This is a genomic window from Verrucomicrobia bacterium S94 (genome assembly GCA_004299845.1).
In the GTDB taxonomy this organism is placed as follows: Bacteria; Verrucomicrobiota; Kiritimatiellia; order Kiritimatiellales; family Pontiellaceae; genus Pontiella.
Genome location: CP036201.1, coordinates 2,731,690 through 2,747,490, shown reverse-complemented (window position 1 = coordinate 2,747,490; position 15,801 = coordinate 2,731,690). Strand labels below are relative to the sequence as shown.

11 protein-coding genes and 1 pseudogene are annotated in these 15,801 nt (G+C 52.1%); 11 read left to right on the top strand and 1 reads right to left on the bottom strand.

Annotated elements, in window-relative coordinates; all coding sequences use genetic code 11:
• Positions 1-225 precede the first annotated feature (225 nt).
• Positions 226-1,271 (bottom strand): annotated as a pseudogene (locus EGM51_12000) (IS630 family transposase).
• Positions 1,272-1,449: 178 nt separating this feature from the next.
• Between EGM51_12000 and EGM51_11995 the strand changes: the two are divergent.
• From EGM51_11995 to EGM51_11945, 11 genes are all read left to right on the top strand, one after another.
• The gene (locus tag EGM51_11995) at positions 1,450-2,160 is read left to right on the top strand and encodes a hypothetical protein (GenBank protein ID QBG48083.1); all 711 of its coding nucleotides are present in this window, start codon (positions 1,450-1,452) and stop codon (positions 2,158-2,160) included.
• Positions 2,161-2,387: 227 nt separating this feature from the next.
• Positions 2,388-3,281 carry a DUF4861 domain-containing protein gene (locus EGM51_11990; GenBank protein ID QBG48082.1) on the top strand — a complete coding sequence of 298 codons (894 nt, stop codon included), beginning with the start codon at positions 2,388-2,390 and terminating at the stop codon, positions 3,279-3,281.
• Positions 3,278-5,668, top strand: coding sequence for a hypothetical protein (locus EGM51_11985; protein ID QBG48081.1), 2,391 nt, complete (start codon positions 3,278-3,280; stop codon positions 5,666-5,668). The genes EGM51_11990 and EGM51_11985 overlap by 4 nt, the downstream gene beginning before the upstream one ends.
• A 16-nt stretch (positions 5,669-5,684) precedes the next feature.
• Positions 5,685-6,512 (top strand): 5-dehydro-4-deoxy-D-glucuronate isomerase, encoded by an 828-nt coding sequence (locus EGM51_11980; GenBank protein ID QBG48080.1) that lies wholly within the window; start codon positions 5,685-5,687, stop codon positions 6,510-6,512.
• 9 nt (positions 6,513-6,521) lie between these two features.
• Complete coding sequence (locus tag EGM51_11975) at positions 6,522-7,283, top strand: hypothetical protein (GenBank protein QBG48079.1); 762 nt, start codon at positions 6,522-6,524, stop codon at positions 7,281-7,283.
• 62 nt (positions 7,284-7,345) lie between these two features.
• Positions 7,346-8,971, top strand: coding sequence for a hypothetical protein (locus tag EGM51_11970; protein ID QBG49305.1), 1,626 nt, complete (start codon positions 7,346-7,348; stop codon positions 8,969-8,971).
• A 13-nt stretch (positions 8,972-8,984) separates the two neighbouring features.
• Positions 8,985-10,013 (top strand): galactose mutarotase, encoded by a 1,029-nt coding sequence (locus EGM51_11965; protein QBG48078.1) that lies wholly within the window; start codon positions 8,985-8,987, stop codon positions 10,011-10,013.
• A gap of 71 nt (positions 10,014-10,084) precedes the next feature.
• Entirely contained in the window at positions 10,085-11,104 is a 1,020-nt protein-coding gene (locus EGM51_11960) for a TRAP transporter substrate-binding protein (GenBank protein ID QBG48077.1), read from the top strand.
• The gene (locus EGM51_11955; GenBank protein ID QBG48076.1) at positions 11,104-11,601 is read left to right on the top strand and encodes a TRAP transporter small permease; all 498 of its coding nucleotides are present in this window, start codon (positions 11,104-11,106) and stop codon (positions 11,599-11,601) included. The genes EGM51_11960 and EGM51_11955 overlap by 1 nt, the downstream gene beginning before the upstream one ends.
• Positions 11,601-13,130 carry a TRAP transporter large permease gene (locus tag EGM51_11950; protein ID QBG48075.1) on the top strand — a complete coding sequence of 510 codons (1,530 nt, stop codon included), beginning with the start codon at positions 11,601-11,603 and terminating at the stop codon, positions 13,128-13,130. Before EGM51_11955 ends, EGM51_11950 begins: the two co-directional genes overlap by 1 nt.
• Positions 13,131-13,668: 538 nt before the next feature.
• On the top strand, positions 13,669-15,735 hold the full coding sequence (locus tag EGM51_11945; GenBank protein ID QBG48074.1) for an alpha-glucuronidase: 2,067 nt from the start codon (positions 13,669-13,671) through the stop codon (positions 15,733-15,735).
• The last annotated feature ends 66 nt before the right edge of the window (positions 15,736-15,801 follow it).

Genomic DNA, 15,801 nt, shown 5'->3' with positions numbered 1-15,801 from the left:
GGGCCGGATGCTGTTCCGAAAATCCGGAATGGTCTTTCGGAAGCATCTGTTTATGTGCTGTTGTCGCCAGGAGATCAGATTTAATCGGATTCCGAAATTTTTGTTGTTCAGGTTTGTTTTGTTCCCGAAGTGAATCCGGTGACTGCAGGCGGAATTTCACTGATGCGGTATGGCGCTGACAGGGCGTGTCAGAATAGAGATTTTGGAGTGTTATTGCTCTGGCAATTAAATGTTGTGCTTTGCGGCATAGCTGACATGCGGGTCTCCAAAGTACTTGATGACCCTGGCGGGTGAACATTCGATCAGCCGCATGTGTTCTATGGTTATGGCCTTCAGTCTGCGGCGGGTGCGCGCTGGGACCGAGGTTGTAATCCGGTGTTTGAGGTCGGCATTCAACTGTTCGTCCGGGTTGAGTTCCGGGCTGTAGCTCGGCAGGAAAAACACCTCGATTTTATCCGTATGCTGCGCCAGCCACTTCTTCACCGGCTTGCTATGGTGAACCCGGAGATTGTCCAGAATGAGAAACACCTTCCGCCCGGCATCCTTTACCAGCAGTTCCATGAACTCGATCAGCCGGTCTGCGTTGAAGGCCCCGTCAATCATCATCCAGCGGCACCTGCCCCGGTTCGTTACGGTGGAAATCATGGAGAACTTTTCACGTCTGCCCCAGACGGCACAGGTTTCGGGCGTTCTGCCGCGGGGGAGCAGCTGCGGCCCCTGACATCCGTGTTCATGATGGAGGTCTCGTCTCCCCAATGGATTTCCGCCCTTTCCTGACGGGCTCTCTTTTCAATCTCCGGGTATTCCTCATCAAGCCATTTCCGTACGGCTTCGGGCTGCTGCTCATAAGCGCGTTTGACGGGTTTCTGCGGCGTGAACCCCCATCGCCGCAGGTATTCGCCGACCGACCGGACCGGTAAATCAATACCGAATTCATGCCGGATCAGTTCCCTGACCGCCGTCCTTGTCCACAGAGCAAAGTCCATTTTCAACTGCTCCGGACGCTTTTCGCAGATGAGCTGCTGAATTCGCTTTTCCTCTTCCACTCCCAGTCTTCTGCACATGCCGTTCCTGCGTCCGCGTGTCCTGGGTTTCAGGGCAGACATCCCGCCTTCCTCATAGAGGGTTATGGCGGTGTTTACAGCGCCCCAGCTTAAGCCCGTCAGAGCCGCAATCTTCATGGGTCGGTATCCTTTGCGGTGAAGTCGGATCACCTGCTTGCGCCGTTCATGAAGGGAGGTCGGATTCTTTCTCGCATCTTCCTTTTCCATGAGAGAGATCATATCAGAAACCGTTTCGTGATCTCAATATTTAATTGCCGTATCTGTGGTTTTGACAGTGGTCCAGATTTCTGGTTTGAGATACAAAAAGAATTCAGTATTAGGCGTGCGCTTTCATAGGGCCGGCTATCGGGGAGTATGAATTAATGAAAAAACAAGGAGAGATAACATGAAAAGAGTAATTGCATTGACGGTTGTCGGAGGCGTTCTGGCTGTTCAGGCGGATATTGCATCAACTTTGCTGGTTAATTTCCATAATGCCGATAACACGGCGAACCTGACCTCCGTCACCGCTGCGGATTATCAAGTGAATGATGCGGATGTTAACGGATCAGCCGTAGTGAATCTGGTCAGCGGAGGGGGCGATGTTACCGGTGGAACGGTTTTTGCAGTAGGTCTTTCCGGTATAACTTTTTCGGCTAACACCGCTAACTGGAATGACTGGAATACATCCGGCGGAAATTTCGCAGAGACACCGATTCTGGATTCTTATATCTACTACACCAGTACTGATATTGATGTGAGCCGTTATTTTAGAATTTCCGGTTTTGAGGAAATAGATCCCGGACAAACTGTTAAATTAACAATATACGGTGTTGGTGACGGGGTTGATCAGGAAAGTCAGCTGGCGATCACATATAACGGGGTTCAGTCTGCGATTCAGACGACGGATTACGATTCTGGCGATGTTTATAAAACATTCACTTTCACAAAAGTTGATGGAGTTGATTCCGTTGACATTAACTGGGGTACTGCCAATGGTACAACGGCTGCGCTGAGCGGATTTTCCATGACTTCAATCCCGGAACCGGCCACGCTCGGTTTAATTGCATCGTTTGGTATCTGCGTGATCTTTGTCCGCCGGAATTTCAACATCTGAATATTCAGGTTTGTGGTTCGGCCCGTATGGTTTCGGGTCGGGCGGCGTATGACCTAAAAACATCATCTCATGCGTCTTCGCATGGACAGGGTGTCCCGTCTACGGGGCACCCTGTTTTATTAAACGACCGAACGCGGCAGAACTGCGAGCATATGTGCAGGGATTTCTTTTTTTGTTCATATTTGAACATTTTCTGCAAAAGTTGAATCGTCCCGTTGTGCAATTCCATGTTGCGCGTAAATTACGGGAATATGAAAACAAAACCATTATTAACACTGACGGTGATGCTGGGCGTGGGATTGTCTGTATGCGCCGGCTCGCAGGAACCTCGAACATTCTGCCGGTATGTTCCGGAACGCGCGGATGATTTCGCGTGGGAGAACGATAAAGCGGCGTTCCGCATGTATGGGCCGACTTTTCTGAAGGGGAAGGAGGACAGCGGAATCGATTGCTGGCTGAAGCGGGTGGATTATCCGGTGATTGATACGTGGTACGGTCAGATGAAGGAGAAGACCTACCACCGGGACTGGGGCGAGGGATATGATCCGTATCATGTGGGTTCTTCGCGCGGTTGCGGCGGTCTGGGGCTGTGGATCGATGGCCGGCTGATTACGTCCAATGTGTACCGGGAATGGCGGATTATTAAGTGCGAACCTGCGGAGTCGGTTTTTGTGCTTTCCTATGAGTGGGAGCATGACGGTGATGTTTATACCGAAGAGAAGCAGATTTCGATTAAGCTGGGCGACCGCCTGTTTAAAGCGACCTCGACCTTCCGGAAAAACGGGGAAATTGCTGCAGGTCTTCCGATTGCTGTCGGCCTGACCACGCATGATGGAAAGGCGGCGGTATCGGAAAATACGGAAGAGGGCTGGATGGCCTGCTGGGAAACCATTGACGGAGACGGTCTGGGGACCGGTGTGGTGATGGAGCCGTCACGCATTGATGCATTTAAAGCGGTGAATTCGGATCGGAAAGATGAAAGCCATGCGCTGCTGATTACGAAAACCGATCGGAGCGGACAGGTGGAATACTGGGCCGGTTATGGCTGGGAACGCGCCGGCGAAATTAAAAGTTCCAATGACTGGAATGCCTATCTGAAAGGATTTAACCGGGGAAAATGATGACGAAGAATATACTGTATGGGCTTACCGCTTTTCTGGCTGTATCTGCCGCTGCGGAGCCGTATTCCAAACTGGATGAATATGCTTTCCGGCAGGAGACGATCCATTCGACCATCCGTTCGGCGGCGGAATATCAGCTGAATCTGTACGGGGAAAATATTCCAACCAGAAACTGGCTGGTCGGTACGTTTTTTTCGGCGTTTGTTGCGGCCTATGAGCAGACCGGCGATGAATGGTATCTGGAACAGACCATGAAATGGGGCGAAGCTTCGGAGTGGGATATCAATAATTATTTTCATGCGGATGATGTCTGTCCGGGACAGACCTATCTGGATATTTATTTTCTGAAGGGCGGCGATGAGAAAATCGCCAACCTGAAAAAGAAGCTGGGCGCTTTGCTGGATCGGGACGTGATTAAGCCGGGTGAGCTGCACCAATGGGCAAAAAAGGATGTTCCGTTTATCGGGCGTAATCTCTGGAGCTGGTGTGATTCGCTTTATATGGCTCCGCCGGTGTATGCCCGTATGGGAAAAGCAACCGGCGATCAACGCTACTATGATCAGCTGCACAAACTTTACTGGGATTCGGTCGACTTTCTTTATGACCGGGATGAAAAACTCTTCTATCGCAACAGCAAGGCGCAGACCGAAAAGCTCAAGACACCGAATGGAAAACAGGTGTTCTGGGGGCGTGGCAACGGCTGGGTTATCGGCGGGCTTGCCCGGTTGATTCCGTATCTGAATGAAAACGATCCGATGCGGCAGAAGTATATTGACCTCTTTACGGACCTGAGTTTCAGCCTGGCGAAATATCAGGGCGAGGACGGGCTGTGGCGGGCCTGCGTGAATGATCCGGAATGGCTGCCGACCAAAGAGACGACCGGGTCATCATTTTTTGTGTATGCGCTGGCGAAGGGTGTGAACGAAGGCTGGCTGCCGCGCGACTATTTTGAGCCGGTGGTGATGCGCGGCTGGCGTGGATTGATGGACTGTGTTTCGCCGGAAGGCCGTCTGGGCTATTGCCAGCTGGTGGCGGGGTCGCCGCACGAAACGCGGGCCGAAGATACGAAGGATTACGGCGTCGGAGCTTTTATTCTGGCTGGCGTGGAAATGCTGAAACTCCAGCCGCTGGAGAAAATGGAAGAGCAGATCGCGAATCCGTTTCAGCCGCGTTCGGTGGCGGATGACGGGGCATGGACATGGTATAACGATGAACGGGTGATTCTGCATAACAATGTGTTCTATGCCAGTTATGTGAGAAGCGACGGCAAAACCGCGATGACCGCATTCGGACTGGAAAAAATGCCCAGTGCCCATGCCCGGAAGGAAATGGTGCTCAGTACGTGGGAACAGAAGGATGATCATAACGTCGGTGCTTTTCTGCCGCTGAAGGATGGACGTCTGCTGGTGACGTATGCGACGCACGGTACGCACAAAAACTTTTATCAGCGCAAACTGACTCTGTCACAATGGAAAGAGGCGGTGGCCGGTGAGGAGCGGAGTTTCAGGATGAGCCATGGCAAACGTGGCGTGACCTATCAGAACCTGCATCGGCTTGAGGATGAGAGCGGCCGGATCTACAACTTTTTCCGCGGAAATAATTTTAATCCGCATTTCACCACGTCGGATGACGATGCGGAAACCTGGGCTGAACCTATTCAGCTGATCAATATCGGCGAAGGCAATGACCGGCCCTATATCAAATATGTTTCCAATGGGCGGAACCGCATTGATCTGCTCTATACCGATGGACATCCGCGTAAATGCAAACAGAATAATGTGTATCACATGTACTACGAAAACGGCGCATTCCATCAATCAGACGGCACGGTGATCCGCACGGTGGAGGAACTGAAAAGTAATCCGATGAAGCCGGACGATGGAACGCTGGTTTTTGATGGCGGCACGGCGAATGGGCGCGGCTGGGTTTGGGATATGGAATACGATCAGGCGGGAAAGCCGTTCGGCGCGTTTATTTCATCGCCCAGCGGACAGATGGGAACCGATATGCGCTACTGGACGGCGCGGTATGCGGATGGAAAATGGACATGTGAGGAGATTGCATTTGCGGGAAGCAATCTGTACCGGAAAGAAGAGCATTATGCCGGCGGTATTGCACTGAATCCTGCGGATGATCAGGAAGTGGTCGTTGCTTCCGATGTTTATCCTGATACAGGAAAGCCGCTGCCGAAGCGGATTTATCAGCTGTTCAAAGGAACCAGAACCGCCGGGGGCTGGACGTGGAAACAGCTGACGCACGATCCGGTGAATAATCAGCTCCGCCCGGTTATTGTGCGGGGCGAAGTCAATGCGCTGTTCTGGTTTGCCGGGGAGTACCGGCGTTATCAGGACTACGACTGCGAAATCATGATGAGCATGGAATTTTAAAATAAGGATAAAGACAATGGATGTGCGATATACGGTAGGAAAAAATGAATATAAACGGATGACCACGGATGAGCTGCGCGAAGCGTTTCTGGCGGACCTTTTTGAAGTAGGAAAACTGAACCTGCTTTATTGCGAAGTGGAACGTAGCATCATCGGTGCGGCGGTTCCGACGGATGGAGGCCTGAAGCTGGAAGCCGGGGCGGAACTTGCGGCGGATTATTTCTGCCAGCGTCGGGAAGTCGGTGTGCTGAACATCGGCGGAAACGGAACGGTGACCGTGGACGGCACGGAATACCGGATGGAAAATCTGGATGGTCTTTATATCGGCCGCGGTTCGAAAGACATTACATTTGATTCGGTCAACGGCGGGGACCCGGCGCGTTTTTACATGGTCAGCTATCCGGCGCACGCGGCGTATCCGACGACTCAGGCGAAAAAGGTGGATGCCAATGCGCTGGAACTGGGATCGCTGGAGGATTCCAATAAGCGGACGATTTATCAGTATATCCATGAAAACGGGATAAAAAGCTGCCAGCTGGTGATGGGCTTTACCGCACTCGAGCCGGGCAGTGTCTGGAATACGATGCCGTGCCATACGCATGAACGCCGGACGGAAGTCTATATGTATTTCGGACTCGATGATTCATCGAAGGTATTTCACATGATGGGGCCGGGCGATGAAACGCGGCATATCGTGGTTTCCAATGAACAGGCGGTGATTTCGCCGATGTGGTCGATTCACTCGGGTTGCGGCACGAAGGCGTATACCTTCTGCTGGGCCATGGGCGGGGAAAATCAGCGTTTTGATGATATGGATCATATTGCTGTCGACGACCTGAAGTAAGGAGAACGGATGATGAAATATGGTGTGTTTTTGGGGGCTGCCGTCATGGCGGTCGGTTGTCTGGCCGGAGGAAAACCCTCGCCGGATGCGGTAGCCGGACTGACGAAAAAGGTAGCGGATTGGCAGATTAAAACCTTTGAGGATTCGGGGAAATACCGTGCGATTTCCTCCTGGAGAAAGCTGCCGGAGGGTGAAGTGCCGAAGAAATGGCATGATCTGACGTGGCATATGGGCGCTTTGTATGCCGGGATGAATGAGTGGCGCAAGGTGTCGGGAGATCCCGAGGTTGAGGCGTTTCTCATGATGATTGGTGAGCGGAACGGCTGGAAGTTACATCACCGGCCCTATCATGCCGATGATCATACGGTCGGTCAGTTTTATCTTTCGTTGTACGAGGAGAAAAAAGATCCGGCAATGCTCCGGCCGACACAGGAGCGTTTTGACTGGATTCTGGCGCATCCGAAAACCGGTTCGCTCGAATGGAGCGGATATGGAAAGGACAGAAATAAGACCGACTGCCATTACCGCTGGGGCTGGTGCGACGCGTTGTTTATGGCGCCGCCGGTCTGGGCCCGGCTGGCTAAAGTGACCGGTGAGCGGAAATATCTTGATTTCATGGATCAGGAATATCATGCCACGTATGATCTGCTCTGGGATACAGAGGATCATCTGTTCTGGCGCGATTCGTCTTATTTCAAAAAACGCGAGCCCAACGGCCGCAAGCTCTACTGGGCGCGGGGTAACGGCTGGGTGTTCGGGGACTGGCTTTGATGATTCCGGATCTTCCGGAGGACTGGGAAGGTCGCCCGTTTTACATTGAGCTCTTTAAGCAGATGGCGGAAAGTCTGAAGGACTGCCAGCGTGAGGACGGTACGTGGAGTATGGGCCTGCTGGGTGGAGTTGATGCATATCCGGTTAAGGAAACCAGCGGCACGTCGTTCTTTACCTTCGGTTTGGCGTGGGGGATTAATAACGGGCTGCTGGATCGTGCAGTTTATGAGCCGGTGGTTTTGAACGCCTGGCAGGCACTGACGGAATGTGTAACCGAAGAGGGTATGCTGGGCTATGTGCAGCCGGTCGGGGCGGCTCCCGGAGATTCGTTTGCGGATAAAACCGAGGTTTACGGCATCGGGGCTTTTCTGGCTGCGGGTTCTGAAATGTACAGGCTGGTTGGAGGGCATGTGCCGGTTCGTGCAAAAGCCGAGAAGCGGAAACTGACCACGTTCATGAAGGATACGGGGTGGTGCTGGTATGAAGATCCCCGGGCGATTATTCATGATGGAAAACTGATTATCGGCGGGATCAGCGGGAAGAGCGGCGATGTCAAGGTCGGGGTGTATGATCTGAAGGCGGATAAACCGCTGGGTTCGACGGTGCTGTATCCGAAGTTCCAGCGTGACGATCATGATTCGCCGGTTTTCTATGTTCGTCCGGATGGCAGTCTGCTGACGGTTTATGCCAAACACGGTCAGGAAAAGATTCACCATTATCATATTTCCGATCCTGAGGATTATCTGAAGTGGGGACCGCGGAAAGAGTTTCATCACGTTTATGAAGATAAGCGCGGTGTCACTTATATGAATCTCTACACCATGAAGGATGAAAATAAGCTCTATTGCTTCTTCCGCGACGGGCAGCATTTTAATCCGGCGTTTATCACATCGACTGACGATGGCGAAACGTGGGGAGAGTATACGCACTTTATCACGCATGACATAGGCAGCCGCCAGCGCCCCTATGCGCGGTATCAGCAGATCGATGAGAATGCCGTGGGTATTTCGTTTACGGATGCGCATCCGCGCCAGTATGGAAACAGTCTGTATTATGCGGAGTTCCGTAATGGCTCTTTCTACAACGTGGATGGAACAAAGATCAAAGATCTGTCAGAAGGTCCGCTGGTGACGGTGCAGGCGGAAAAGCTGTATAAAGGCAGCGAGATCAAAGAGTGGAAAGGGCGTACGCACAGTGTTTCCAATGCGGCCTGGACGGTAGCGATTGCGAGTGACTCTCAAAAACGACCGCATGTCGGCTATACGGTTTATCATACGCATCAAGATCATCACTACCGCATTGCGTCCTGGGACGGGGAAAAGTGGAACGACCGCCAGATCGCCTTTGGCGGCACCTGTCTGTATGACATCGAAAGCAGTTACACCGGACTGTTCGCCTTTGATCCGGAAAATCCGGAGCAGGTCTATATTTCAACCGATGTGGATCCGAAAACCGGAAAGCCGACGGGCGGGGTGCACGAAATTTATACTGCGGAAATCGGTCCGAACGACGATGTTTCTTCTATTGACTGGAAACAGCTGACGTTTGATTCGGAATATAAAAACATCCGCCCGATCGTGGTGGCCGGTGAGGGCTATAAAGTGCTGATGTGGCTGGGCGGTGCGCCGTGGCGTCATTTTCAGAATTATGAAACCGATGCTGTCGGTCTGATTCTGGAGCGGCCGTAAATTCGGAACAGGTATGCCGGTTGAGCAGACAGCATTCGGAAAACTGAGTGACGGCCGTACGGTACCCGCCTTCGTTATCACGAACGCAGACGGGTATCGGGTTAAACTTTCCGCCTATGGTGCGGCGGTGGTTTCGGTTGAGGTGCCCGATGCGAAAGGGGCGGTGGCGGATGTGGTGCTCGGTTTTGATGACGTGTCCGGATATGAAGCGGATCCGCATTATATCGGCATGACCGTTGGTCGGGTAGCCAACCGGATCGGCGGAAGCTGCTTTACGTTGGATGGAACGCGGTTTTCGCTGCCGGCGAATGAAGGGGAGACACATCTTCATGGCGGTCCCGGCGGTTTCCACCGGAAATTCTGGAACGCGGAAGTGGTGGATGAGCAATCCGTGCGGATGTTCCTGGAGAGTCCGGATGGCGATCAGGGGTATCCGGGAACGTTGTCGGTGGAAGTGCTTTTCACCTGGACGAACGGAAACGAGCTGAAGCTGGAGTACCGGGCGGCCGCAGATCGGCCGACGGTATGTGATCTTACCAACCACACCTATTTTAATCTGGCCGGAACCGGCAGTACGCTGGATCACCGGTTAAGCATCAAGTCCTGTGAACGGCTGCTCATTGATGAGCGGTTTGTTCCGACGGGAGAAACGGAACCGGTGGACGGTTCGGTGTATGATTTCCGTATAGCCCGGCCGATCCGGGAATACACCGAAGGCCAGCAGGGCGGACACGGGGAGTATTACGTGCTGCATGCGCCGGGTACATTTGCGCCGGCCGCCGAGGTGACGGACCCCGGGAGCGGACGCTTTATGCAGTGTTTTACAGATCAGAGCTGTCTGGTTTTCTATGAGGGCTATTTTGTGGGCGGAGAAGGAAAAGGTGGTCAGCTTTATCGACCGCACAGTGGATTCTGTCTGGAAACTCAGAATCATGCCAATGCCGTGAATATCGGAACCTTTCCATCAGCGCGGTTGGAACCCGGTGGGGAATATCGCCATACCTGTGTTTACCGCTTTGGAGCTGATGGTTTAGATGTTTAGTGGAGTGGTGAGGAAAAGGTTGATCTCAAACGTTTGCAGATATAGTAATACAGGTTTTCAAGGGGGTAAATATGAATAGGGGACTTTCCTATTTTATCGGTGGAGTTCTGGTGGGCAGTCTGCTGGCTACGGCCGGTTTTTCCATCTTTTTACGCGGGCAGAAAGCTGCGGGAAAAGGGGGCACTTCTCAGTTGGTGCTGAAACTGGGACACGGTCTGGATACCGGCCATCCGGTGCACAAAGCCATGGTCTATATGAAAGAGCGGCTGGAGGAACTGTCGTCCGGTTCGGTCTCCATCGACATTTATCCGAGTTCCGTGCTGGGTTCCGAGATTCAGTGTATTGAACAGCTTCAGAACGGATCTCTGGCCATGACGAAAACCTCGGCGGCGGCGATGGAAAGTTTTATTCCGGCGATGTCGGTTTTTGCGCTGCCTTATGTCTTCCGGGATTCGGATCACTACTGGAATGTGCTCAACGGGGAGATCGGAAAGGCCATGCTGAAAAAGGGGGAATCTAAATTCCTGCGCGGTCTCTGCTACTATGATGCCGGCAGCCGGAACTTTTATACCAAGGATACGCCGATCCGGACGCCGGATGATCTCAAGGGGCTGAAGATCCGGGTCATGCCGTCGAAGACGGCTATGGATATGGTTAAAGCGCTGGGAGGAGCTCCGACGCCGATTGCCTGGGGTGAACTTTATTCCGCCCTGGCTCAGGGAACGGTTGACGGCGCGGAGAATAATCCGCCGAGTTTCACTTCGAATAAACATTATGAAGTCTGTAAGCATTTTTCGCTGGACGGTCACACCCGTATTCCGGACATGCTGATGATGAGTACCAAAGTCTGGAACAAACTCGATCCGCAGGTGCGGGCCTGGGTGCAGCAGGCGGCGGAAGAATCGGTCATGTTCCAGCGTAAGCTGTGGAAGGAAAAAACACAGGAATCGCTTGAACAGGCCAAAGTCGAAGGGGTCACGGTGTATGAAGTGGATACGGCCGCATTTGCGGCCAAGGTTGCTCCGATGCTGGCCGAAATTGAAAACCCTGAAGTCCGGGAACTGCTTAAACAGATTTCAGAGGTCGAATAATGGTGGAGGGATGGCTTAAATTTAAACGGGGAATGAGTGCCATGCTGAACTGGACACTCATCGTTGCGGTAACGCTGCTGGTACTGGATGTCTGCTGGGGCGTATTCACCCGTTTTGTGATGGGTGAACAGGCAAAATGGACGGAGGAGCTGGCGCGTTTTCTTCTCGTCTGGGTATCACTGCTGGGCGGGGCGGTGGCTTTCGGTACAAAGGGGCATTTGGGGGTTGATTATTTTGTGGGTAAATTCGATCCCGAAGTACAGAAACTCATGGCGGTTGTGGTGCATGGGGTGGTCCTCTTTTTTGCGGGGTCCGTTTTTATCTACGGTGGGGGACGGGTGGTGTTCGATGCGCTTGCAATGGAGCAGACGACGCCGGCTCTCGGCTGGAAAATGGGGCATGTTTATCTCGCGCTCCCGATTGCCGGGCTGTTTATGATGCTTTACACCATTGAAAATCTGGTCGAGACCCTTACCGGAAAAGTGGAGGCGGAATAATGGGCGTGGTTGCGCTGATTCTGGTTGCGGTTTTTGTTCTGTTGCTGGTCATGAATGTGCCGATTGCGGTCGCGATTGCGCTGGCCACATTCTTTGCGATTCTGGCGGAGGGTTCGGACCCGACTCTGGTTGTGGCCGCCAAAATGGCCAACGGGGTTAATGCTTTTGCTCTGCTGGCTATTCCTTTCTTTATTCTGTCGGGTCATCTGATGGGTAAAGGGGGGCTTGCCCGGCGTCTGATTGATTTTGCCGCCACGCTTGTGGGACGTCTGCCCGGCGGACTGGCCTATGTGAATACGCTCACCTGTATGCTGTTCGGATCGATTTCCGGATCGGCCGCGGCCGCGGTTTCGTCCGTCGGCGGTTTTATGATTCCCGAGATGAACCGTAAAGGCTACGGCCGTGAGTTCAATGTGGCGGTAACCACTACGGCGGCGACCACCGGCCTGCTGATTCCGCCCAGTAATATTATGATTGTCTATTCGGTGGCGGCGGGTTCAGTTTCGATTGCCGCCATGTTTATGGCGGGCTTTCTCCCCGGTTTGATTACCGGCCTCTTTATCATGCTGGTCGGCGGGATCATTTCGGTGATCAAAGGATATCAGGGGGAAGCACTTGAAATGCCGGCGTGGAAACCGATTGCCGCGACGGGAATCATTGCGGGGATGCTGGTCTCCACCCTCCTTTCGCAGAAAGGCTGGGTGGATATCGGGTTCTGGAAGTGTTCAAACGGTATCGTCTGGTTCCTGATCTGGTCGGCAGTCTGCTGTGCCTGCTTCACGACGTTTCGGCGGGCCTACTTCACCCTCCTGCTGATTGTCATTGTTATCGGCGGTATTCTGGGCGGTATTTTCACCGCAACGGAAGCTGCGGCCATTGCCGTGGTGTATGCCTTTCTGCTGTCGGTCGTGATTTACCGCGAAATAAGCATAAAGGAACTCCCGCAGATTCTGCTCGATACCGGAATCACGACCGCGGTGGTGATGCTGCTGATCGGGGCGAGCTCCGGCATGAGCTGGATTATGACCATGGCCAATATCCCGCAGACCGTCAGTGCCGCGCTGCTGGGGCTTTCTGAAAATCCGGTGGTTATTCTGCTGACGATCAATCTGCTGCTGATCATCGTTGGCACATTCATGGATATGACACCGGCTGTCCTGATTTTTACACCGATCTTTCTGCCGGTGGTTTCGCAGCTCGGGATGCATCCGGTTCATTTCGGGATCATGATGATTGCCAATCTCTGCATCGGCCTCTGCACACCGCCGGTGGGCACCTGTCTGTTTATCGGCTGCGGTGTGGGCAGATCCACCATTGCGAAGGTAACGCCGACGCTGCTGCCGTTTTTCGGTGCCATGATTGCTGCTCTACTGGTGATTACCTATGTCCCGGCCACCTCGCTCTGGCTGCCGGTTGCCACCAAACAGCTCAAACCGGAAGATGTGCAGAAGTGTGAATTTATGAAGCGGTCGGCTACCCCAGATTCGGCAGGGGCTGTTCGGACCGGGGATTCGGAAGCAGAGGAATAAAGTAAATTCTCTGTGCATTTTGCTGCATGGGGATATCCATAACCGGTAAACGAGATCGGTTGATATGTTTCAGCGTTTCCGGGTGACCGGTCGGAGCGCGTGGAATGTCATCATTTTTCCTATGTTTCGGTAGTTGTGGTGATGCTGGAAAACTGCGGTGGGGATATCATCCGAATTGCTGCACTGTCTGCATTCAGTCCGTTGATGGGCGGAAAATATGTTGTGTATCAGATCGTGATTTATACCATTTACTAAAACATTCCGGTCTTAACGACAGCGTTATTCCGCGCAGCGACGCAGAGCGCGCGGAGCCGTTTATGACTGAATTTCTCTGCGTCCTCAGCGTCTCTGCGAGAGATCAAATTTATACCGGATAGTTTTAACGTTTGGTATTATGCATGACCTGTCTCTCGTTTCAGTGGTTGTGCTTCTTCGCTTTAATGCATTTTTTATTATTGAATATGCATTATAGATTTTTCTGAGGCTGTGTTTTGCTGGAGATCGGTTCCGGGGTTCCTAAGATAGGACGTGAATAATTATGAAGAAGATGTTGAGTGTGTTGTTGGGCTTGTTGGCCGTATCCGGTGCGGTGCCGGCCATTGCGGATTATTCCAGACTCTGGCTCTCATATGACCGACTTCCGGAAACTGTTGCGAAAAAATATGTCATTGCCGCTATCAGCGGTTCCGATGCATCTGCTGTTTTAATCAATGCACGAAATGAACTGCTTTCTGCTGTTGCGGGTTTGACTGGGCATCGGCCACCGGTTCAGAAAATGATGGTTGATGGAGCGGTTGTGCTGGGTACGTTCGGCGAGCTTAAAGGGCTTCTGTCCTCAACGGTTGCAGAAAAGGTAAGCGTGTTGAATGGCGAAGGGTTTCTACTTCAGACGACGGATATCAAGGATAAAAAAGTTACACTGATTGTATCGAAAACGGATGTCGGTGTGCTGTATGGGGTATTTCATTTTATCCGGTTAATGCAGACACAGCGGTCGATAGATTCTCTGAGTATAATTGAGGAGCCGAAGATTGATCTTAGGATGCTGAATCATTGGGACAATCTTGATCGGTCGGTGGAACGGGGCTATGCCGGCCGCAGTCTGTGGAAGTTTGAAGAGCTTCCGGAGAACAAGGATCCGCGTTACACTGATTATGCCCGTTATTGCGCATCGCTCGGCCTCAATGGAGCGGCGATTAATAATGTAAATGCCGATGCCACGATATTGACGGATGAAAATCTGAAGAAAATTAAAGTTCTGGCTGATGTCTTCAGGGAATGGGGGATTACGCTATATCTTTCCGCCAACTTTTCTGCACCGGTTAAGCCTTCGCTGGGACGACATGGAATCCGGGGGACAGGAATTGGCGATCTGGACACTGCAGATCCGCAGGATCCAATTGTGCAGGACTGGTGGAAAAAGAAAGTGGCGGATATTTATGAATTAATTCCTGACTTTGGAGGCTTTGTGGTGAAAGCCAATTCGGAGGGAATGCTTGGTCCGAAAACCTATGGGCGTAGTCACGTTGACGGTGCAAATATGTTTGCCGATGTTCTTAAACCGTATGGCGGCATTATATTGTGGCGGGCGTTTGTATATGGTGGTAGCAACGACCGGACAAAAGATGCTTACCGTGAGTTTAAACCCTTAGACGGAATGTTCCGGGAGAACGTCTTTTTGCAGGTTAAAAACGGGCCGATCGATTTCCAGCCCTGCGAGCCCTTTTCTCCACTCTTCGGCGCAGTACCTAAAACACAACTCGCTTTGGAGCTGCAGATTACAAAAGAGTATTTAGGGCAGTCAACCACACTGACATACCTGGGCCCGATGTGGCGAGATGTGTTGGATGCAGATATCTATGGTCATGGCGAATCAGTACTTGCCGATGTGGTTGACGGAACGCTCGGGCAGGAAAGGACCTGTATGGCGGGTGTTGCCAATACCGGCGATGGATATGATTGGTGCGGGAATGTTTTTAATCAGGCCAACTGGTATGCCTTTGGCCGTTTGGCATGGAATCCCCGGCTGACGTCAGAGGAAATTGCAGATGAGTGGATTTCTATGACGTTTAACTGCGACGCTGAAACCCGAAAAACCATCAATCAAATGATGCAGGGATCGTATGATGCCAATGTTGATTATTCTATGCCGTTGGGCTTAACGCATATTTTTGAAAAAGGGAGTCATTACGGTCCCGGGCCGGCTGCATGGCCGATGTATCATCATGCTGATAAAAAGGCTGTGGGAATTGATCGTACAAAACGGGGAACGGATTATGCAGGACAATATTCTCCCGACCTCCAAGTTCAGTTTAATGATATCGATCAAACTCCTCTCAAATATTTACTATGGTTCCATCGTGTTGAATGGGATACAGAGCTGTCGTCCGGTCGTACACTTTGGGAGGAATTGAATAATCGATATAACCGCGGTGTCAGCTATGTGGATCAGATGGTCGAAACATGGAAAACGCTCGAAGGTAAAGTCGATCCGGAAATTCATGCATCTGTTTTAGGCAAGCTGAAAGAGGAACAGAAATATGCCCGCCATTGGCGTAGAACCTGTCTGGATTATTTCAGTCGTTTTGCAATCCCGACAGAATAATAAACTGTTCCGGTTGACTGAACTGTATCCGTCCCGATAAACTACTGACAGCGTGTTTTGTCGAGT